18 protein-coding genes and 2 pseudogenes are annotated in these 19,515 nt (G+C 64.5%); 11 read left to right on the top strand and 9 right to left on the bottom strand.

All coding sequences use genetic code 11. From position 1 onward, the window contains the following. Window positions 1-15: 15 nt before the first annotated feature. From E0W60_RS09975 to E0W60_RS09985, 3 genes are all read left to right on the top strand, one after another. On the top strand, window positions 16-1,542 hold the full coding sequence (locus E0W60_RS09975; protein WP_135703815.1) for an amidase family protein: 1,527 nt from the start codon (window positions 16-18) through the stop codon (window positions 1,540-1,542). 114 nt (window positions 1,543-1,656) lie between these two features. Continuing rightward, window positions 1,657-3,105 (top strand): MFS transporter, encoded by a 1,449-nt coding sequence (locus E0W60_RS09980; RefSeq protein WP_133095175.1) that lies wholly within the window; start codon window positions 1,657-1,659, stop codon window positions 3,103-3,105. Window positions 3,106-3,199: 94 nt separating this feature from the next. Next, a complete protein-coding gene (locus E0W60_RS09985; RefSeq protein ID WP_135704027.1) occupies window positions 3,200-3,964 on the top strand; it encodes a fumarylacetoacetate hydrolase family protein in 765 nt (254 codons plus the stop codon). Window positions 3,965-4,138: 174 nt separating this feature from the next. Here the strand turns inward: E0W60_RS09985 and E0W60_RS38320 are convergent. Beyond that, window positions 4,139-4,252 (bottom strand): annotated as a pseudogene (locus tag E0W60_RS38320) (hypothetical protein); the annotation flags it as partial. 506 nt (window positions 4,253-4,758) lie between these two features. On the opposite strand from E0W60_RS38320, the gene E0W60_RS09995 reads away from it, so the two are divergent. Beyond that, entirely contained in the window at window positions 4,759-5,016 is a 258-nt protein-coding gene (locus tag E0W60_RS09995) for a hypothetical protein (protein ID WP_133095173.1), read from the top strand. A gap of 165 nt (window positions 5,017-5,181) precedes the next feature. Beyond that, window positions 5,182-5,412 carry a hypothetical protein gene (locus E0W60_RS10000; protein ID WP_133095172.1) on the top strand — a complete coding sequence of 77 codons (231 nt, stop codon included), beginning with the start codon at window positions 5,182-5,184 and terminating at the stop codon, window positions 5,410-5,412. A gap of 23 nt (window positions 5,413-5,435) precedes the next feature. Here the strand turns inward: E0W60_RS10000 and E0W60_RS10005 are convergent, their stop codons facing one another. After that, on the bottom strand, window positions 5,436-6,974 hold the full coding sequence (locus tag E0W60_RS10005) for a CYTH and CHAD domain-containing protein (RefSeq protein WP_167884565.1): 1,539 nt from the start codon (window positions 6,972-6,974) through the stop codon (window positions 5,436-5,438). Window positions 6,975-7,218: 244 nt separating this feature from the next. Continuing rightward, entirely contained in the window at window positions 7,219-7,905 is a 687-nt protein-coding gene (locus E0W60_RS10010) for a GntR family transcriptional regulator (protein WP_135703818.1), read from the bottom strand. 74 nt (window positions 7,906-7,979) lie between these two features. Between E0W60_RS10010 and E0W60_RS10015 the strand changes: the two genes are divergently transcribed. Next, entirely contained in the window at window positions 7,980-8,750 is a 771-nt protein-coding gene (locus E0W60_RS10015; protein ID WP_165971492.1) for an SDR family NAD(P)-dependent oxidoreductase, read from the top strand. A 13-nt stretch (window positions 8,751-8,763) separates the two neighbouring features. Further along, on the top strand, window positions 8,764-9,957 hold the full coding sequence (locus E0W60_RS10020) for an acyl-CoA dehydrogenase family protein (protein WP_135703819.1): 1,194 nt from the start codon (window positions 8,764-8,766) through the stop codon (window positions 9,955-9,957). A 301-nt stretch (window positions 9,958-10,258) separates the two neighbouring features. Here the strand turns inward: E0W60_RS10020 and E0W60_RS10025 are convergent, their stop codons facing one another. Then, a complete protein-coding gene (locus E0W60_RS10025) occupies window positions 10,259-10,699 on the bottom strand; it encodes a GNAT family N-acetyltransferase (protein ID WP_135703820.1) in 441 nt (146 codons plus the stop codon). A 480-nt stretch (window positions 10,700-11,179) separates the two neighbouring features. On the opposite strand from E0W60_RS10025, the gene E0W60_RS10030 reads away from it, so the two are divergent. Further along, a complete protein-coding gene (locus E0W60_RS10030) occupies window positions 11,180-12,466 on the top strand; it encodes an MFS transporter (RefSeq protein WP_135704028.1) in 1,287 nt (428 codons plus the stop codon). Between the two features lie 31 nt (window positions 12,467-12,497). On the opposite strand, the gene E0W60_RS10035 is transcribed toward E0W60_RS10030, so the two are convergent. The 5 genes from E0W60_RS10035 to E0W60_RS10055 form a co-directional block, all read right to left on the bottom strand. After that, window positions 12,498-13,880: a DUF1329 domain-containing protein gene (locus tag E0W60_RS10035; RefSeq protein WP_135704029.1), complete on the bottom strand. Its 1,383-nt coding sequence runs from the start codon at window positions 13,878-13,880 to the stop codon at window positions 12,498-12,500. A 78-nt stretch (window positions 13,881-13,958) separates the two neighbouring features. Next, a complete protein-coding gene (locus tag E0W60_RS10040) occupies window positions 13,959-14,942 on the bottom strand; it encodes an NADP-dependent oxidoreductase (RefSeq protein WP_135703821.1) in 984 nt (327 codons plus the stop codon). A gap of 15 nt (window positions 14,943-14,957) precedes the next feature. Next, window positions 14,958-15,836: an SDR family NAD(P)-dependent oxidoreductase gene (locus E0W60_RS10045; protein ID WP_135703822.1), complete on the bottom strand. Its 879-nt coding sequence runs from the start codon at window positions 15,834-15,836 to the stop codon at window positions 14,958-14,960. Further along, the gene (locus E0W60_RS10050; RefSeq protein ID WP_135703823.1) at window positions 15,833-16,492 is read right to left on the bottom strand and encodes a Dabb family protein; all 660 of its coding nucleotides are present in this window, start codon (window positions 16,490-16,492) and stop codon (window positions 15,833-15,835) included. Before E0W60_RS10050 ends, E0W60_RS10045 begins: the two co-directional genes overlap by 4 nt. Further along, entirely contained in the window at window positions 16,482-16,826 is a 345-nt protein-coding gene (locus E0W60_RS10055; protein WP_133095387.1) for a hypothetical protein, read from the bottom strand. Before E0W60_RS10055 ends, E0W60_RS10050 begins: the two co-directional genes overlap by 11 nt. 311 nt (window positions 16,827-17,137) lie before the next feature. On the opposite strand from E0W60_RS10055, the gene E0W60_RS10060 reads away from it, so the two are divergent. The 3 genes and pseudogenes from E0W60_RS10060 to E0W60_RS37490 form a co-directional block, all read left to right on the top strand. Continuing rightward, window positions 17,138-18,100, top strand: coding sequence for an AraC family transcriptional regulator (locus E0W60_RS10060; protein WP_135704030.1), 963 nt, complete (start codon window positions 17,138-17,140; stop codon window positions 18,098-18,100). Between the two features lie 117 nt (window positions 18,101-18,217). After that, entirely contained in the window at window positions 18,218-18,715 is a 498-nt protein-coding gene (locus tag E0W60_RS10065) for a hypothetical protein (RefSeq protein WP_133095163.1), read from the top strand. 20 nt (window positions 18,716-18,735) lie between these two features. Continuing rightward, a pseudogene (locus E0W60_RS37490) lies at window positions 18,736-18,849 on the top strand (cysteine hydrolase); the annotation flags it as partial. Window positions 18,850-19,515 lie beyond the last annotated feature (666 nt).

Genomic DNA, 19,515 nt, shown 5'->3' on the forward strand with positions numbered 1-19,515 from the left:
CGCATGGATCCCCTCATGACAAACTCGTATGAACCGGTGCCGGACGGGCCGGGCCAGCACGCGCCGTTCAGCGTGGTGGAAGCCACCGTTGCCGATGCGCATGCCGCGATGCGCGACGGCAGGCTGACGGCGCGCCAGCTGCTCAGCGCATGCCTGGACCGCATCGCGGCCTATGACCAGCACGGTCCCGCCCTGCGCAGCATCCTGCAATGCAATCCGCACGCGCTGGACGAGGCCGGACGGATCGACGCCCAGGCCGGGCGCAATCCGGCGCAGGCGCTGGCGCCGCTGCACGGCATCCCGGTGCTGGTGAAGGACAACATCGAGTGTGCCGGCATGGCAACCACTGCCGGTGCCGCCTGCCTGCGCGACAATTTCTCCACCGACGATGCCTTTGTCATCCGCCGCCTGCGCGAAGCGGGCGCGATCGTACTGGCCAAGACCAACCTGCACGAGTTGGCGTCCGGTGGCGAGACCGTCAGCACCTTGTCCGGCCAGACCCTGAACCCCTATGACCTGACACGCACGCCCGGCGGCTCCAGCGGAGGCACCGCCGCCGGCATTGCCGCCAGCTTCGGCTTGCTCGGCATCGGCACCGACGGCGTCAACTCGATCCGCTCGCCGGCGTCGGCAAATGGCCTTGTCGGCCTGCGTCCGACCATGGGACTGACCAGCAGGGCGGGGCTGGTCCCGTGCGGGCTGACGCAGGACACCATTGGCCCGATCACCCGCACCGTCGCCGACACGGCGCGGCTGCTCGATGTCATTGCCGGCCATGACCCGGCCGACCCTGTCACCAGTGCCGGCGCGCCCCACATTCCGGCGAGCTATGCCGCCAGCCTTGACCGCGACGGACTCAAAGGCGCGCGGATCGGCGTATTGCGCCACTTCTTTGGCGACCAGGCGGTGCACCGTCCTGTCAACGCAGTCATGCAGGCGGCGCTTGCCGTTATCGCTGCCCAGGGGGCCGGGCTAGTCGCAATCGAAGACGCCATCAGCCCGGACGAGTTGCTGGCCACCACGCTGGTGCACCACTACGAAATGGAGCGCGATCTCGACGCTTACCTGCAGCGCACTTCATCAAGAGTGCCGGTTCGTTCCATGAAGGACATTATCGCCGCGGGCAATGTCCATCCGAGCGTGGCGGGCACGCTGGATACCGCTGCCGCGCTAAGCGGGCGGGAAGGGGAGTACCGCGAGCGCCTGCAGCGCCAGCAGGCATTGCGGGAGAGACTGCTGGACCTGATGGCGCGTCATCGGCTTGACGCGCTGGTGTTTCCGCACCAGCGCCGCCTGGTCGTGCCGGTTGGCGAGACCCAGGCAGAGCGCAATGGCGTGCTCGCGTCGGCCACCGGATTTCCGGCCATTGTCATTCCGGCCGGGTATTCGCCGCCGGACGGCAATGCACCCCAGGGGGTGCCGGTCGGGCTGGAATTCTTTGGCCGCCCCTACACGGAACCCGTGCTGATACGGCTCGCCTATGCCGCGGAGCAGGCCTTGCGCGCCCGCCGGCCGCCGCAATCGACACCCGCCCTGGAATAGCGGCACGCGTCGGAACGAAGTTTTATCGCTGCTCTGCAAACGCCGGCCAGACATGGCGTCGACCAGGTCGCGGGCACACCGCGACGACTACCTCGATACGAGGAGGAGACAAAGATGGGCGCAGAAACCGTAGTTCAATCGCCGAATTCCCCACAGCAGCACGAACTCGACCGGGCCATGGACGGCATCGGCGTAACGGCGTCGCACAAGAAGATCATTTTCCTGATCATGCTGGGGGTGATGTTCGACGTGTTTGAACAGAACGCCGTCGGCCTGATCGGGCCCATGTTGCGAGAGCAGTGGGGCATATCGGTCGCCGAAATCGGCTTCCTGAATACCCTGACCTTCAGTGCTGCCGCGCTCGGACGCATCGGCTCCGGCTATATCGCGGACCGCTACGGCAGGCGCACCATGCTCAGCGCCAACCTGCTTCTGTTCACGCTGGGCGCCATCATCTGCGCGCTGGCACCGAACTATGGCGTGCTGGCAGCGGGCCGCTTTATTGTCGGCATCGGCCTGGGCGGCGAGATATCCATTGCCGTGACCATGCTGGCCGAACTGTGCTCGACGCGATTCCGCGGCACCGCGGTGGGCATGGTCAGCGTTGGCAGCGGCGGGCTGGGCAATATGCTCGCACCGGCGTTCGGCCTGGCCGTATTCGCCATGTTCCCGGGGCCGGACAGCTGGCGCTGGCTGTTTGCCTGCCTGGTGCTGCCGGCGTTCTTCGTCGTGTTCTACCGGCGTTTTATCCCGGAAACGCCACGCTTCCTGCTGTCCAAGGGGCGCGTGGACGAAGCTAACCGGGTGCTCTCCGTCCTCGCATCCGGCCGCCTGGGCAAGCTGCGCGGCGAGCCGACATCCTATATCAAGGCTGCGGTGCACGATGACGCCCCGCGCACCAGGGTGGGCCTGAGCGATATCTTCAAGGGCCGGCTGGGGCGCCGCACGATCGCACTGGGCATCGCGGTATCGATGACCTATGGCGCGCAGATCTCGGTGCTGACGCTGATGCCGACCATCCTGATGTCGCAGGGCTACACCATCTCGAAGAGCTTTCTCTTTACGATGGTGATGCAGAGCGGCAGCCTGTTCGGGGCGCTGGCGGCGTCATACTGTGGCTACCATTTTCCGCGCAAGCGTGTGCTGACGTTCGGCGCAGGGCTGGCCTGCGCGGCGGGGCTGTGCTTCGGCTTCCTGACGTATAACGTAGCGCTGGTGCTGCTGTTCGGTGCTGCCTTTACGTTCTGCGTGGTGTTGCTGAATACCTCGATCTGGATTTTTGCGCCGGAGCAGTATCCGACCCACGTGCGTGCATTCGGCACTTCACTGATCCTGGCCCTCGGCACGCTGGCGGGAGCGCTGACGCCGCTGATCAGCGGCCGCGTGTTTGAAAGCTACGGCGTTGGCGGCATGTTCAGCATGCTCGCTGCGATGTATGCGGTGTTCGCGCTGAGCGTGCAGTTCGCGCCCGAGACTTTCGGGCGTGCGATGGGCGAGACGGCCGCCGATGATGAAACCGGCACGGCAGTCGGCGAGAGCGCAGCCAGTGCAAGCAGGTTGTAAGGGCGGTCCGTTCCCCCCAGCGTGCGCTGTGGGCACGCTGGGGCGAGCGGCTCCTCGTCCGATGTTTATCATTCTCAATGAGACCCTAAAAGGCATGAATTCATCCAACATTGACCGGGTTGCGCAGGCGCTGCTCTCCGCGCGACGCGAGGGCCGTTGCGCCGACGCGGAGCTTATCGCCACCGCGCTTGAAAATGCGGACCAGGCCTATGCCGTTCAGGCGATCGTGGCGCGAACGCTGGCCTGGGAAGACGCCGGCACCGCGTACTGGAAATCAGGAGGCGCCTCGCGTGACGCCACGCTGACGCATGCGCGGCTCCCGCCAGCCGGCGTCTGGGCCAGTCCCGCGCAGTCCGGCGACTGGCCATTCACATGGCGCGGCATCGAGGCCGAAATCGCGCTGCGGCTCGGGGCCAGTGTCGACGCGGCGCAAGCTGCCGGTCTTGACTACGCCGGCGCGGCGGCGCTGGTTGACGCAATGGCGGTGTCCATCGAGGTGGTCGATTCGCGCTGGCAGCAAGGCCTCGCGGCGCCGGCCCTGCTGAAGCTTGCCGACTTGCAGTCCCATGGCGCACTCGTGCTCGGGGAGTGGCAAGCCTATGCAGACCGGGACTGGGCAACGCAGCGTTGCCGGGTAAACATCGGCGCCGAAGCGATCGAGCGCCGCGGCACCCATTCAATGGGCGATCCGGCTTACGGACTGCTGGCGTGGCTGCGCCATGCCACGCGAGAGGGGCGGCGCGTGGAGGCTGGTACGGTTGTCACCACCGGCACGTGGGTCGGCATCCTTCCGGCGTCCGAGGGCGACCTCGTGACCGCCGAGTTCGAGGGCATCGGATACGCTTCGGTCCGACTCTGAAGAGGACTGGCTGTGGAATGCGCCTCCGGGCGGCAACAGACTGCCTGGCGGCCTCTGCGTGCGGGCAGGCTCTCGCTCGGGCGAGCCTTGGCTCTCCCGCTCGGAATCTGCCTGACGAAGCAAAGCAACTGCGCGCTTTGCCGCAAATAGCGACAGGTAGATATGAACTCGCGCATCCGCCCTGAGTTCCAGCAGTGCCGCGAGGTAGCACTTCTTCACAACTTCAACAGGGAAGCCCGTCTTGAGTGAAATGCTCGCGACAACCTGATCGTCGTCCTCTGCCCTCATAGTGCCCCCTCAGCCTCGTGACACTTGCTCACGCGGCTAGCGCTTGACCCGGCCCGTGTGGGCGTCCGCCTGGCGGAGCGCCTCGTGACTCTACCCGGTCGTTGCAGTGCAGCACCGTTCCAACAACAGTGAGCGGGCGGCCCGAGGCCGATGACACCCTTCTGGCAAGGCAGCATCGGGGACCCGACTTGCCTGGACGAAATATTAGGTTCGGCCAGAACAACTGTCCACCTGACATTCGTCCCTGGGCCAGGCAACTTGCGCGAACAGCTGTACGAGCACGAGCCGCGCCGCACCTTACTTCTTCGGGAGTGGCTCCCGCCAGGCCACAATATGCTAACGTTAAACCATACGATAGCCGCAGGGGGCAACGGGCAGCGACCGCTCTGGTCGCGCATGCCTGTTCGGGCGGCTCCCCCAGGTTATCGATCCGTTCAAGGAATCAATGCTGAGCCGGAGTCCGCCCCGCGTGCTGGCGGACTCTATTTGCGCCAGCAGGACAAGTCATGATGGAAAGCCACAGGCGCGCTGGCTACTATGAGTTCAAGGCTTATACCCAGCCACTAAGCAACGGCAAGCACCAGGGATTCGTGCTTGTCCGTCAACACACGATGGTGGGAATGCAGCAGTCAGTCTTTCGTGCGGGACGGCCGTCGATGGCGGAAGCGGATGCCTTTGCCCTGGCCGAAGCCCGCGTGGACGATCTTATCGTCCTGATCGGCAGTGGCCGGCTGCCAAAAGCAACGCTGGTTCCACCTGGCTGACGAACGCAGCCATCGAGCGCTTCGCGGTGCAATGCACAAATTGCGCAAGGAGCCAGTGCAACGAGGTACACGCCCGGCACAAATTCTTGCCTGATGCGACGTTCCCGGATGAATGTGAATAGAGCTGTCGTAAGCCAGGACAAATGACAGGGAGCCGTGAAGCCTATGTCCAAGACCATCAAGAAGCGGTATCTGAAAGCGCTCAACCGGCGCCTGAAAAAGGAGTCGGCAGGCAGGTTCGACACGGTTTTCGTCTTTTATCCACTGGGCGCGAAGCCCAAGAAGGCCACGGGCGTCACGGCCAGTGGTCCTGCCGATCCGCAGGTCCTGGCCGTCATGGACGCAGTCCAGGCCCGTGTGTTCGCCAAGTTTGAGAGTTCGGAAAAACTCGCGTAGGCGGAATGCCGGCCGTGAAACCGTCAATGTCGTCCGACTGGTCGGCCTGTGCTCCGGAAGCGCTTCCACAGCTTTCGCTGATTGTCCCGATCGTCGGCCACGCGTGCCGCCAGGAAACCGCGCGCGTAGCTCGCGCCGGCGGAGGCCTTGCGATGGTGCTGCTGCAGATGGCCTAACAGGCCATCTGCCACCGCCATATCGTTGCCCCATCCCAGGTCATCCTGCAGCTTCGCCAGCACGCGCCGATACGGATTCAGGCGCTTTTGCCTGAAGAGGTCGGCGAAGAATTCGGCAGCGTAGCGCAGCTTCTTTGCCGCGATCCTCGCGCGGTGGCGGCGATGGGCATCGAGCTTGTGAAGGCCTCGACCCCGGCGCGCGAGCTTGCGATGACGCTTGCGCAGGACGCGATCGGCGAGCACGGCAGCAGGCCTGCCAAGCTGTTTGCGTGTGTCGTCGGACGCATCGCGCCATGGGGTCGCCGTGATCCAGTGATCGAGCGCAAGGGCGACCCGTGCGTAGCGCGGCGACTGTACCGCGGCTGTCGCCTTGGCATGGCGGGCCTTCGCGATCTCGGCCGCCGCCGCTTTGGTTTCCGCCATCTGCTCGCGCTTGTCCTTGCCTGCGTCAACCTGCGGCAGCGTCGAATGCGCCAGCACATACCAATCCCGGGATTCACCGAGTTCGTCGGCAATCCACTTCACTTCATCGGCGAGCGCTGCCGGCAGCGTGATCACATCGTCGAACATGTCGAGCGCGGAACGGAAGCGGCGCAGTCCCACCCGCATCTGATGCACGCCTTCGGGTGAATGTCCCGTGGCTACCAGCGGGGCATTGGCATGTACCTGGTCCAGGCAGCTCTGCAGTATCTTGCAGATGGCCTCCTCTACCGTGTCATTCCTTTTCAGTGCGATCGGCCGTGCCTTGACCGCCGAGCGGTCGCCAGATACCAGCAAGTCGTAGCCGCGGTCGCTCTTGCTCTGCATGCTCAGGCTCATCGGTAGCTTGTCGATGAGTCGCAGCCCGAGTTCGCTAAGGCGCCGGGGCTCGCCCTGCTTGAGTTCCAGTTCAAGCTCGGAGAAGGTGCGGGCCTGCGCCGCCGCTGTGATTTTCCCGCTGTCCAGCGCGAGTTCTATCTCCTCGCCGCTTTCCAGCTTCAGCGTCCACAACTTCCGTGTGACCGTGCTTCGGAAAATCGGAACCAGCTGATCCGGCAGCGATCCGTTCTTTAAGAGATGAGAGAGTGCTGAAGACTTCGGCACTGCAGCCCGCAAGGCCTTGAGATCGGGCTTCGTCTCTTTCAGCGCGGACTCGTACTCTTCGCGCTCGAAGAATCCGCCGCGCCGCTCGCCGGACGACTTGAGGGTCTGCGTGATCTGGTCGCCATTGCGGCGGACACGCAGATCGGCTCCGTTTCGCCGCAGGAGGAAGTCCGGAGTGTCGAAGTATTCGCTCTCCAGAGCCTGTTCCTGTTGCGAATCCGGTTCCACATCCAGGAGCGCAGGTAATTCGCGCATGGCAGCGCCCTGATTTGCCGCCAGTTCGAATTTCAGTTCCTTCTCCATGGTATTGCTCCTTGTACAGGACGCTTCCATTACTGAGTGGGCGGCCGTCCGGGTCCTGCATCGGATTGCCCGATCTGCGCGTTCTTGTCCGCGAAATGCCGGTTCCCTTGGCCTCGTGGCCGTACTGTGATCAGTTGGTCGGCGCAAAAATCGTGCCGTCAGGCGGCACGCGGCGCTTCGCAGCGAACCAGGACGAACTACGGCAAGTAAGCGGGAATCCGGCGGGCGATTGGCGGATGCCCGGCTACGCGGAAAGTTCGGCCAGTATCGCCTGCCGCACGTTCCTGACATGCGCCACCCCGGTGGCTTCGGCCTCGTCCGGCTCGCCTGCCAGCACGGCCGTCGCGATGCGCCGGTAGTCCGCCAGCCGCATCTGCTGGAGCGACGCGAGCCGATGCTGGGCGTGGACGATCGGCATCTGGATGGTGGGAAACAGGCGAATCAGCTCGCGGTTGCCGCCCATTTCCAGCAGCGTCCGGTAGAACTGCCGCCTCGCGCCCGCAAATGCCGCGGTAGCGTGCGCTTTTTCCGCGGCAGCCAACTGCTGAACCGTGGCGCGCAGAGCCTGGGCATGGTTGCGATCGGCACAACCGCGGGTTGCCGCGCGTGCCAGCAGTCCCATCATGCGCTCCGCCACGTCGAGAACATCCAGGGTGTCCTGCATGGTCAGCCGCCGGATGACCGCGCCGCGATGGCGGGGCAATTCGACGATGCCCTCGGCGGCAAGCCGCTGCAAGGCTTCCCGCACGGAATTGCGGCCAACGCCGAATTGCGTCACCAGATCGGTTTCGACCAGCCGTTGGCCGGGCACGAAGCTGCCGAGCTCCAGCCCGCCAATGATGCCGAAAAAGACGGTGGCGGAGGCGCTCCGGTCAGGCTCGCCGGTGTCGGCAGGCGGGGAAGAAGGAGGGAAAGATGTCGCAGGCGTCACGCGGGCATTCTAACAGCAAGCTGTCGGACGTTGACATGGGATGAAATCATCCTACAATCTGATCCTCATATCCAATGGATCGGGAGACAACCGTGCAGGACACATTGCTGGATCTTCGGGGCAAGCGCGCGCTGGTGACAGGCGCGTCGGGCGGATTGGGCGCGCATTGTGCGCAGGTCCTGGCATCGCGCGGTGCCGAGGTGGTGCTTGCCGCGCGCCGTACTGACGCGCTGAAAGCCGTCGCGGAAAAGATCGGAACGGATGCGCGCCTGCAGTGCGTGGCGCTCGACGTCACCGACGGCGCTTCGCGCGCGGCACTCGTGCGCGATATCGAGCCCGTTGACATCCTGATCAACAATGCCGGCCTGGTGCGCGAGGGCGCGGCGCTCGGGCACGCCGAGGACGATTGGGATGTGGTGATGGACACCAATCTCAAGGGGATGTTCTTTCTCGCGCAGGCGCTGGTCCCCGGCATGCGCGAACGCGGCGGTGGCAGCATCGTCAATATCGCCTCGATCCTGGGGCTGCGACAGGCGGGCGGCGTAGTGTCCTATGCTGTCTCCAAGGCCGGCGTGGTGCAGCTCACCAAGACGCTTGCGCTGGAATGGGCGCGCTACGGCATCCGCGTGAATGCCCTGGCCCCCGGCTATATCGACACCGACATCAACCGGGACTTCTGGCAGACCGATGCCGGCAAGGCGCTGATCCTGCGCATCCCGCAGCGCCGGCTCGGGCAACAGGAGGACCTCGACGGGCCGTTGCTGCTGCTGGCCTCGGATGCGTCCCGGTACATGACGGGCACCGTGATCGCCGTCGACGGCGGCCATCTGGTCAATACGCTGTAAGGAGACCGACATCTTGCTCACCGACTATCCCACCGAAAGAAGCCGCAGCATCGGCGAGCGCGTCGAGCGCTTTGTCCGCGATGTGGTCGTGCCCTACGAGCGTGACCCGCGTTGTGAATCCCATGGCCCATCGCCGGAACTGGTTGCCGAACTGCGTGACAAGGCGCGCGCCGCCGGCGTCATGACGCCGCATATCCTCCCCGACGGCTCGCACCTGAGCCAGCGGGAGACCGCCGCGGTGCTCATGCGCTCGGGCTTGTCGCCGCTCGGGCCGGTTGCCGTCAATACGATGGCGCCCGACGAAGGCAACATGTTCTTGCTGGGAAAGGTGGCCACCCCGGCGCAGCAGCAACGATTCCTGGCGCCGCTGGTCAGCGGCGAGGCGCGTTCCGCGTTCTTCATGACCGAGCCCGCGGAGGACGGCGGCGCCGGTTCGGACCCGTCGATGCTGCAGACCACGGCGGTGAGGGATGGCGACGAATGGGTGATTCGCGGCCGCAAGAAATTCATCACCGGTGCCGAAGGCGCAGCCGTGGGCATCGTGATGGCGCGTACGGGAGATGGCGAGCGTGCGCAGGCCACGATGTTCCTGGTCGATCTGCCACACCCGGCCATCCGCATCGAGCGCCTGATCGACACCATCGATAGTTCCATGCCCGGCGGACATGCGCTGGTCGTGATCGATGACCTGCGCGTGCCGCACAGCCAGGTGCTGGGCCAGGCGAACGAGGGCTTCCGCTATGCGCAGGTTCGCCTGTCGCCGGCGCGGCTTTCGCATTGCATGCGCTGGTTCGGCGGCGCCGCGCGGGCGGACGAGATCGCACGCGCGTACGCGACCACACGCAAGGCTTTCGGCAAGCTGCTGATCGACCATGAAGGCGTCGGCTTCATGCTGGCCGATAACCTGATCGACCTTCAGCAGGCCGCCCTGATGATCGACTGGTGCGCGGGCGTGCTCGACGGCGGTTCGTCGGGGACCGCGGAAAGCTCGATGGCCAAGGTGGCCGTCTCGGAAGCGCTGTTCCGTGTGGCGGACCGTTGCGTGCAGATCCTGGGGGGGATGGGCGTGTCACGCGACACTATCGTCGAGCAGATCTTCCGCGAAGTACGAGGGTTCCGGATCTACGACGGCCCGACCGAAGTCCACAAATGGTCGCTGGCCAGGAAGATCAAACGCGAAACCCTGGGTGCGTCGCAAGCTGGCTGACCGGCTACGCCGGCGGCGCGCGATGCGGTAGTCGTCGACCCAGGCAATCGACGCCCTGGTAGCGCGATATCCCGTAGCGCGCCGGCCGAGCCGAAAAAATCCTTCAATGAGGTGCCATCACCTTTTTCCCGCAGTGGGATGCTGCGAAAGAGAGCGAGAAATGTGCCATTCGTTTGGCCAACGCAGCAACCTGAGGCGGCCAGGCGGGGAGTGTCGCCGATTATGTTCGCCGGCCTGTCGCGAACCGCGACACTGGAAATCCGGAACAGGGCCGGGACAATTGATCTGCCTGCGCGCAAGTCTATTTCAATTCGCATTGCATGCAGACTCCCGCTGGCATCCCCGGCGACGTCAGGGTATGCGAATTCCGTACACTGACGGGCAGGGAGGTCGTAGCGACGAGGGAAAAGCCGTAACGAGAAAAGAAGCCGGGGCACTTTGCGGTAGCAAGGACTGCGCGTTCGCAGCCCTCTGCACGTGCCCGCACCAGAACGGCAGACACCAGGTGCTTGGCAATACCGCGATCCCTATATCCGGGCAGTACCGCAACTGAACAGACGACTATGACTTTCGCGTGCCGCTCCGCTCCGGCGCAGGCGACAATGCGCCCGTCCATTAACGCAATGTGGAACATATCCGGAGACCACGAAGCGTTCTGCGTCAATCCACATTTGTCTAGCACCGTGGTAATTCCAGGCAGGTCCGCAGTGGTGGCGGATCGGATCTGTAAGGCTCTAATCATTGCTGCACCAGCGCCCGTCGAAGCGTTTTCTTCGTAATGCGCTTACTTAATAGACATCGGTTCCACAATACCGTCGCGTAGCTGTTTTGCCTACGTGTCCGAAATTCGCAAACAAGAAAGCGAGGGTAATTCCCTAAAAGGGATACATTTAAGGCGATTTGTTCGCCTCTCGAAGCCTTGTTGGCAAGCCCGTGGCACCTCCGACTTTGGAGTCGAAATAAGCACACCATCGGCCGTGGTGTGCGGAAGGCCGCGCTCGGTGGCGATTAGGTCGCGCAGCGTCGGGCGTTCGGGCCTGGCTAGCGCACTATCCTTGCAAGGACGACGCCACCCCAGATCCGGGAGCTATTGGCCGGGAGCTGTTGTCCACGCTGATGGCGAGGACCCGGCCGACGCCGGACTGAAGATGTGGCTTTGCGGGCAGTTCTCGCCGGCAATCCGGCAAGGATCGAATTTCCAGTCTTTCGCTGCGCTCCGATGATGCCGGCCGCTTCCGATCACGATGGCCCCGAGGACAATAGCCGGACCCTGCTGTACTTCGGCTGGCTGACGTTGATTGTCCATCTGGCAACGCCGGCCGGCTACCTGATTGATATCCAGGCGTCGTACCTGCTCAAGAATGAGTTGCACGCGACGGCGACGGAGATCTCGACATTCCGGCTGGTTACCGGAATCCCCGTGTACATCGCATTTGCCTTTGGCCTCGCGCGCGATCACTGGAATCCGCTGGGTTTGCGCGACCGTGGCTTCTTCCTGATTTTCGCTCCCATCACCGCGGCGGCATTCGTCTGGATGGCGTTTGCGGGCATCTCATACACTGGACTGCTCGTCGGGATGCTGCTGGCAATGCTGTCGTCCCGGTTTACCGCCGCCGCCTACCAGGGGTTGATCGCGCTGGTGGGCCAGGAAAAGCTCATGTCCGGGCGCCTGAGTGCGCTGTCGAACGTGGTCAGCTCCGTTCCCGTCGTGGCGGGTGCGTTCGCTTCCGGGTACGTGTCCGATCATCTTGCGCCGCAAGAGGCCTTCTTGCTGGTGGCGATGGTCACTTTGCTGATTGCGGTGTTCGGGCTCTGGAATCCCGCCACCGTCTTCGGTAATACGTACGACAAGCCGCAAGCCAGGCGCGCGGATTTCGTCGGGAATGTCAGGCGGCTGGTGAAGCATAAGGCCGTCTATCCGGCGCTGCTTATCTGCTTTCTGTGGAACTTCGCGCCAGGGGCGGCCACACCGCTGCAGTTCTACCTGGCCAATGAACTGCATGCATCGGATTCCGTCTACTCGTACTACAACGGGATCTTCGCTGCCGCGTTTATCCCGACATTCCTGCTGTATGGCGTGCTATGCAAGAAGGTATCGCTGAACAAGCTTCTGTGGTGGGGGACGATCGTCGCGGTGCCGCAGATGATTCCGCTGGCATTTATTCGGTCAGCCGATCTCGCGCTGGTATTGGCGGCACCAATAGGGCTGATGGGCGGGCTAGCCACGGCGGCATACTTCGATCTTGCGATGCGGTCGTGTCCACCGGGCCTGCAAGGGACCCTGATGATGCTGGTCGATGGTGTTCTCGCGCTCTCGGCGCGCGCCGGCGACCTGTTGGGCTCATGGATCTATAACACCGGCGCAGCGCACGGCTTTACGTGGTGCGTGATCGCAACTACGGTCGTGTACGCACTGATCCTCCCCTTGATCCCGCTGGCGCCGAAGGCATTGATCGCTACCCGGGACGGCGAAGCCAATCCGGAGGCTGCGGCCGACGCCAATGGCTAGCCGCAACCGGCAGGGCTTTCTGACCGGGGCGTCAGTGTCCCGCCCCCCGGATCGAATCCGGGGAAAAATACGCTTCGCCAAACTGCGGGCTGCTGTTCAGGCGTACCGGCTTCCCTTCATTGGTCAGCCGATCCGCCAGATAGGAGCCGGCCGTAAGGTCATGGTAGAACGCCACCGCCGGGTAGTAGCGCCGCGCATCGTAGGCGTAAAGCGACGATTGCATATTGGTTCGCCACAGCTGGCCGCGGGCATCGTAGTTGTCGGCAAGCACTGCCATCCAGGTGTCTTCATCCAGGTACAGCACACGCTTTGCATACTGATGCCGGAAGCCTGGCTTCAGTCTGGCTTCGAGCACCCAGACACGGTGCAGTTCGTAGCGGACCAGTTCCGGGGTCGCATGGTTGGGGCCCAGCAGTTCGGCGTACCTGACGCCAGGATCGACCAGCTTGTAGTTGTGGTACGGAATATAGATTTCCCGCTTGCCGATAATCTTCCACTCATAGCGCTCGCCGGAGCCGTTGAACAGGCGATCGTCGTCCACCGTACGGAAGCCGCCCGGCCCCAGCGGCTGGTCAAAGCCGAACTCGGGTGCCTGCCGCACCCGGCGCGTGCCGGGATTGTATTGCCAGGTCCTGGCCGTATCCGAGCCTTCGCGATCCCAGAAGTTGTGGGAGACGATGATATTGCCGCGCTCGCGCAAAGGCAGTTCGGTTTCCACGCGGGCGAAGGTCCGGTTGATCAGCGGCGAGCCTTTTTCAAACGCGGCGCCGTTGACGGGTGACCAGATGTCATATTTCCACTTGCCCCATGCGATCTTGCCGTCGCGATACACCACTGCCTGGTCGTAGACGGCTGATTCTTCGGCAATGGCGGAAGAGAAGCGGAGATTCCACATCAGCTCCAGCCCGCTCTTGGGCACAGGAAACGGCGCGGTGGGCGGATAGTCCTTGAGGCCGTTCGCGTCCGTCGTCAGCTGCGTCCTGGCGGCGTGGTGCTGGATCGCCTTGTAGACGGCATCGCCATAGCGGAAGTCACGATGGCTGGGGTAGATCGCCATCCTGAATGTCGTCGGGTACAGCCTGAACATGGCGAGCTGCCCGTCGCTCAGGTGAGCACGGTATTGCTCCACGTTCTGGGCCGTGATCACCGCCAGCGGTTGTTCCGACGCGTAGGGGTCAGGGTAGGTGTCGCCTGGCCGGAAAGTCAGGCCCGCGGGCGCGGCCTGCCATTTTCCGCTCCACGCGGGGATGCTGCCGTCCTTGTTGGCGGACCGTTCGGCACCCATCGGCGTGAGCGGGCCGTCCAGGCGCCTGACTTCGTCGGGCGTCATCGCGGCAAGGGAAGGTGCGTTCAACTGTGAGGCCGCTAGCACCGCACCGGCTATCGTGCACAGCACTAAGGTCTTGCTTTTCATTATCTCTCCTCCGATTTCAATGGCGTGATGGTCGTGCGCCGGCATCGGGCTGACGGGCTGGCGCGGGACGGCCTGCGATCAGGCATTGCTCAGCTCGGCGATACGCAGCACCAGCTTGCCTGGCGCCTTGCCCGACTGGACCAGGTCGAGTGCGCGTCCCGCCTGTTCCAGCGGCAGGCATGCGATGCGAGGCGGCCGCAAGCGCTCGCTTGAGATCAGCGACGCGATCTCGCGCAGCCGCGCGCCGCTTCGCATCTTGCTGTAGGCCACTGCGGTGCGCATGCCGCGCCGAGCGGCGTCGGCCGGGTCCGGGCCGTTGTCGCCATTGACCAGTGTCAGGATGGCGACAAGGATGCCGCCGGGCCTGAGCAAGTCCATGCCGTTCGGCAGGGTGCCGCAGCCAACGGTGTCCAGAACCAGGTCGACACCAGCGGGCGCCCATGCCTGCATGGCGGCAGCGATGTCGCCGCGATAGTCGATCGCCAGGTCGCAGCCGAGCGCTCTCAGTTCGTCGCGGCGAGCCGCGCTGCAGGTGGCAGCGGCAGTGGCACCGGCTGCGGTTGCCAGTTGCACAGCAAACGTGCCGACCGCACCGGCACCGCCATGCACCAGCACCGTCTGGCCTGGCTTGAGTCCGCCTTCGTCGAAGAGTCCCGTCCAGGCCGCCAGCGCCGGTGTCGGGACGGCGGCTGCTTCGGCAAATCCCAGGTTCTCGGGGATCGGGACCACGCAATCCCGAGAGACCGAAACGTACTCTGCATAGGAGCCCCATTTGCCTGCGCCAACCTCCGTTTGCGCGAACACGCGCTGGCCCGGGACGAAATCCTTGACGCCTGTTCCCACGGCCGCCACGACGCCGCTGGCATCGAAGCCGAGCACGAACGGGAAGCGGTATGGCATGAAGCGGCTCAGATAGCCTTCACGGCATTTCCAGTCGGCTGGATTCACGCCGGCGCAAGCGACGCGGATCAGGATTTCGCCGGCAGCGGGTTCCGGCCTCGGGACGTCTGCAAACCTGAGTACGTCGGGTCCGCCGGTACGGTCAATGACGACAGCGCGCATGCTTTTCTCCATCGCTTATCTTGCGGACAGGTCTTCGTGGTTCAAACCAGGGTGTGCCCACGGCGGGATCACGGGCGGTGGCAGCGTGCCCTGGCCATCAAGCGTGCGAACGTTCAACCCGTGCGCCAGGGGAAAGTGCAGGCTATGGGCGATGTGGCCGGTGCGCAGGCGGGCTGGAACGCTGCAGAGTGCAAGCGCTGTTTCCGCCAGGTACTCCACCGGTTCGGTTGGATAGCCGTCCGGGATATAGCGCGCGCTGCCAGGCGTGCGGATCGCCGTGCTTGGGGCTACGGCGTTGACGGCGATATTCTCGCCCTCCAGTTCCGCGGCAAGGCCCTCGGTGAACCGGTTGATGGCGGCCTTGACCGCGGCGTACACCGTTACGCCGCCGGCGCGGTCAAAGTCTGAATACGGGTGTGAGGGCGACAGGGCGGTGACCGAGCCGAGGTTGATGATCCACCCCGCGCCGCGCGTGCGCATCAGCGGGATCGCTGCACGGCTGAGCATGAAGGGAATGCGCAGGTAGTGCTCAACCGTCTTGTCGAATACTTCCAGCGGCATAGCTTCGACGCGGCTGTATTCCGCCATGCCAGCATTGTTGACCAGGATATCGAGGCCGCCCGCCGCGCTTGCTGCTCGTGCCACGAGGTTGTCGCGCTGCTCGGGGTCCTCCAGGTCTGCCGCCAGTGCCATGGCACGGCCCCCTTGCTGCCTGATCCGGCCAACTGTCTCGGCCAGCGTATCGGTTTCGTCCTCTGACTGGCCTGCGCGGCGGGCCGTGGCAACTACCAGCGCGCCCTCGGCCGCGAAGCGCTGCGCGATGGCGCGGCCGATGCCGCGGCTGGCGCCGGTCACCAGCGCAATCTTTCCTGTCAGTTTCCCGTGTCCGGTCATGGCGCGTATTCCTCTGTGCGGTTGTGGTTGGCAATCAGGCTGGTTTCGATTGGGCAGAAGGCATGGGAGATCGCCTGGACTGTCCATTCGGGAAACTCGGGGTCGAACCACCGGTCGACGCGGCCCCAATGGAAGGGGTGCATCAGGTATTCGCCCAGGAGGTCCTCTGCGCTGGCGAACTCCTGCTGCCAGACGTGGGTCCATGTGCCGGGCGACAGGACGCGGGCAAGCCGCCAGTTGAGGATGCCGGGCATGTACCCAGGCATGCGCAGCAGGTCCTGCTCAAGGCCGCGGACCTGCCAGTCAGGTGCTTCGGGCCTGACCCGGAACATCAGCGTGCGCCAGATCCCCTGGCGCAACAGGGGCGCCCGCAGTCCGTCCGAGATCGGGCTGTAGGCCACGCGATCCACCTCTGCCAGGCCGTCCAGCGCGGCAGCCAGGCCGGGGTCGTGGCCGGGCGGGCAGGACGCCACCGGGTCGAACTGCAGGTCGAGCGTGTAGTCGCCAGCGCCCCAGCTTCCCGCCAGGTTCCGGCCAATCGCAACCTGGCGCAGGCCTGGCAGGGTTTCGATCCCGGCAAGCAGTGCCTGCTCCTGTGTATTCGCCCCGGTGCAGATGCCGGGGTGAATTCTTATCTGCGCTGTCTCATGCCGCATCGCATGGCTCCTTGCGCTGGGGCAGGCCACATGCCGCATCGGCCATCACATGGCGGCGGCGGGTATCGCACAGCGTGCTGACTGTTGACCAGAAGGCGAGGGCCGGAGCGTCGATGCTGGCGCGCATGGCGTAATAGGCTGGCGCATCAGCCACTTGCCACAGCAGCCACAACGTATTGGGTGCATCTTCCAGCGCCACCGGTGGCGAAACCCAGCGCTGCAGCAGCGCCAGGCCCCTGGCGGCGCTGCCGGGCAGGTACTGGCTCTCCAGCAGGCTCAGCACAGTGGCCAGGTGCCGGGGCGCGAGCACGATTTCATCGAGTATGTGGATCATGGTTGTGTCTCGCGCGGCGCAGGCAGGGTGCAGCGAGGCTGCGATGTCGGCGCCGCAGACTTGCAGGCGGAATGCGCGGTCATGGGTTTCCCGTGGGTTGTCCCGTATGGGCATGGCGTTCATGGCGTGGCAACCTCCATGGCCCATGGCCGTGCGCAACCTGTCGCGCGGGTGGAAGTGCCGGGATGATTATGGAAGGCCCCGCCGCACGGGATCCCTACCCGGACGATCAACAACCGCTACCGAAGCAATCAGGACAAGCAACCATGAATGCCTACATACCGGGGAATCCCGTACCTGTTCCGGATGGCATGGTGCTGCGCTTGCTGGACGAGTTGAAGCGGCAGGGCGTCGAGGTGCCGCCTGCCGCCGGCGCATCGGCGCATGCGCCGCCCGCGCAGTTCACCGCGCTCTATCGCGCCGCGATCGAGCAGCTGGAAGCCCTGGTCGCCAAAGGCAACGGCCACCCTCCGATGCGCAAGCAGGAAGTGGACTTGCTGTGCCGTTGCGTGTTGAGCAGCCAGACGCTAAGGGAAGCGATCCGCTGCGCGGCCGACTTCTGCGTGATGCTGTACCCGCGCGCCGGTTCGCTCAGCCTCGGGCAAAGCGCGGGCCAGGCGGTGTTCCGCATGGATTCACTGCGGCGCGCAGAAAGCTCTGCGGCTTGCCTGGTGGACCTGACCGGGCTCTTCTTCTACATGCTCCTGTTCGGCTGGCTGATCGGCCAGCCGATACGTCCGACCCACGTTTACCTGGCGCATCCCCGGCGTGAGGACGCCATGCCGTTCCTTGGCCTGTTCCATGCCGCTGTGACCTCAGGCGCCCAGACCTACGGATTCGAGTTCGATGAAGCCTTGCTCGACCGGCCGGTCGTGCGCCAGGCAGCGGAGCTCGATGCCTTCCTGGAAGACTTTCCTTACCGGCTGATCGGTGCGCCGGTCGAGGTCGTATCACTGAGCCAGCAGGTGCGTGGCATCCTGCATGCAGCGCTGGTACATGGCGCGCGACTGCCCACGCTCGCTGAACTTGCCGTGCGCTTCGATGTGAGCGAACCGACGCTGCGCCGCCGCCTCGCAGCCGACGGCAGCAGTTACCGGATACTGCGCGAGCACAACCTGCAGGAGTACGCCGAACAATGCCTGTGCACGACCAACTGGCCGATCGGCAGGATTGCGGAGCAGCTTGGCTTTGCCAGCGAGGAGGCGTTTCGCCGGGCGTTTCAGCGCTGGACCGGGCATGCGCCGACGTGGTTCAGGCGCGAGGGGAGAAGGTGAGGCGCTGGGGGGACAGCGCTCCGGGAGGCGCCGCAAAAAGCCGGCCCCGGTGCCCGAGGCCTCAGAACATGGCCCCCGAGGCATAGAATGTTGGTTTTGCGATCAGTACAAGAGAATATGCACCGCACCGACGAATCACTTTCGGAGCAAGAACCGGCAGCCATCCACGAACCCCGACTGTGGCGAGACAAGGGCTGGACTGCCCGAGTGATCAAGAACGAGGATGGCGACGGCTGGGCCGTCGAAATGATCCGGGATGGCAGCGCAGAGCCGGCGCTTGTCGGTCCCTGGACCATGGGGCGCAACAAGGTCGATCCGAAGCCGCTCGATGCCACGGCTCACCAGACGCTGGTCAAGACCGCCGCCGAAGTCATTCGGCGGCATGAGCAGCAACTGCACGCCCAACTCAACAAGCAGACCAGCTTCGAGACCGAATCCGGAACCGTGACCGTCAAGCTCGTTGTTACGCCGGATGAGTTCGAGCCTTTCGGCACGCTTACGGCAGTGGATCCCTTCGGGGACGTGATCGCGACCGTCAAGGTGCCGCCAGATTTTCGCCTGACGCGGGATAGCGCCGCCCGCTGGGCGGCTGATGGCTTTTGCAAGATCCGCTGACGTCGCACGCGATAGAGACCCTTTTCGTCGACGACAAGATCTCGCCTGAGCTTGGGCAGCAGGCCACTGAACCGCTCATCATCGCGCATCGCGCCAGCGTGTTCTTTGGTACCGACCAACCCGCGAGAGCGAGTACATTGGCGACGTTCTTCAGGGGACGAAGACGCCACGGCCTCACTTTCCCGGCTCGCTCCCCTGGCTTTCCGTCATGCAGGAATAGAACGCGGCCCGCACAACGGACAGAGGCGCGGCCCCGAGAAGCGCGTCGGCCTCTGCCTGGCAGTCGCGCGGGGGGCCGGCTGGCATGCCAGGCCGCTCGCCCGCGGCCGTCTTGCCGGGCTGGCTGCCGTCGTTCGCGGCGCAGGCGCCCAGCAGGACCAGGGCGGCGAGGACTTGCACGGATCTGAGGCGCATATTGCAAGGCGCTCCATGGCAGGTCTGGGCATAGCCCGGCGCAAGCGGGGCTTCCGGTAGGCACTATACGCCGCCAACCAGCGATGTGACGCCCGCGCGGGCCGAAGCGAACGACTATGGTACGCGCCGATCAAGGCCTGATGGTTAGGGCCGCAGCGACATCCAGCAGAGGACTCCCCTCGCACATGGCATGAACTGCAAAGCCGTCGGCGGACCAGGCAAAGCGTGCCAGCCTCCGGTGGCCTACCTTGATTATGAGTTCGCGACGTCAATCCGAACGAAAATCGACATCAGGGACGCGCTGCAGGCACGGAATAAAGATGCGGCGCCTTGCTGATGATTACCAGATCAATTGAAGAGGCTCCTTTACATGCACTACCATCCGG

Origin of the sequence: Cupriavidus oxalaticus (genome assembly GCF_004768545.1) — a bacterium.
Taxonomy (GTDB): domain Bacteria; phylum Pseudomonadota; class Gammaproteobacteria; order Burkholderiales; family Burkholderiaceae; genus Cupriavidus; species Cupriavidus oxalaticus_A.

Excerpts from the sequence above, each read along its gene's own strand:
- E0W60_RS09975 (WP_135703815.1), top strand. The coding sequence starts at position 16 with ATGACAAACTCGTATGAACCGGTGCCGGACGGGCCGGGCCAGCACGCG.
- E0W60_RS09980 (WP_133095175.1), top strand. The coding sequence starts at position 1,657 with ATGGGCGCAGAAACCGTAGTTCAATCGCCGAATTCCCCACAGCAGCAC.
- E0W60_RS10055 (WP_133095387.1), bottom strand. The coding sequence starts at position 16,826 with ATGATCCACATACTCGATGAAATCGTGCTCGCGCCCCGGCACCTGGCC.
- E0W60_RS10040 (WP_135703821.1), bottom strand. The coding sequence starts at position 14,942 with ATGCGCGCTGTCGTCATTGACCGTACCGGCGGACCCGACGTACTCAGG.
- E0W60_RS09985 (WP_135704027.1), top strand. The coding sequence starts at position 3,200 with ATGAATTCATCCAACATTGACCGGGTTGCGCAGGCGCTGCTCTCCGCG.
- E0W60_RS10025 (WP_135703820.1), bottom strand. The coding sequence starts at position 10,699 with ATGATTAGAGCCTTACAGATCCGATCCGCCACCACTGCGGACCTGCCT.
- E0W60_RS10015 (WP_165971492.1), top strand. The coding sequence starts at position 7,980 with ATGGATCGGGAGACAACCGTGCAGGACACATTGCTGGATCTTCGGGGC.
- E0W60_RS10060 (WP_135704030.1), top strand. The coding sequence starts at position 17,138 with ATGGTGCTGCGCTTGCTGGACGAGTTGAAGCGGCAGGGCGTCGAGGTG.
- E0W60_RS10005 (WP_167884565.1), bottom strand. The coding sequence starts at position 6,974 with ATGGAGAAGGAACTGAAATTCGAACTGGCGGCAAATCAGGGCGCTGCC.
- E0W60_RS10065 (WP_133095163.1), top strand. The coding sequence starts at position 18,218 with ATGCACCGCACCGACGAATCACTTTCGGAGCAAGAACCGGCAGCCATC.
- E0W60_RS10000 (WP_133095172.1), top strand. The coding sequence starts at position 5,182 with ATGTCCAAGACCATCAAGAAGCGGTATCTGAAAGCGCTCAACCGGCGC.
- E0W60_RS09995 (WP_133095173.1), top strand. The coding sequence starts at position 4,759 with ATGATGGAAAGCCACAGGCGCGCTGGCTACTATGAGTTCAAGGCTTAT.
- E0W60_RS10035 (WP_135704029.1), bottom strand. The coding sequence starts at position 13,880 with ATGAAAAGCAAGACCTTAGTGCTGTGCACGATAGCCGGTGCGGTGCTA.
- E0W60_RS10045 (WP_135703822.1), bottom strand. The coding sequence starts at position 15,836 with ATGACCGGACACGGGAAACTGACAGGAAAGATTGCGCTGGTGACCGGC.
- E0W60_RS10050 (WP_135703823.1), bottom strand. The coding sequence starts at position 16,492 with ATGCGGCATGAGACAGCGCAGATAAGAATTCACCCCGGCATCTGCACC.
- E0W60_RS10030 (WP_135704028.1), top strand. The coding sequence starts at position 11,180 with ATGCCGGCCGCTTCCGATCACGATGGCCCCGAGGACAATAGCCGGACC.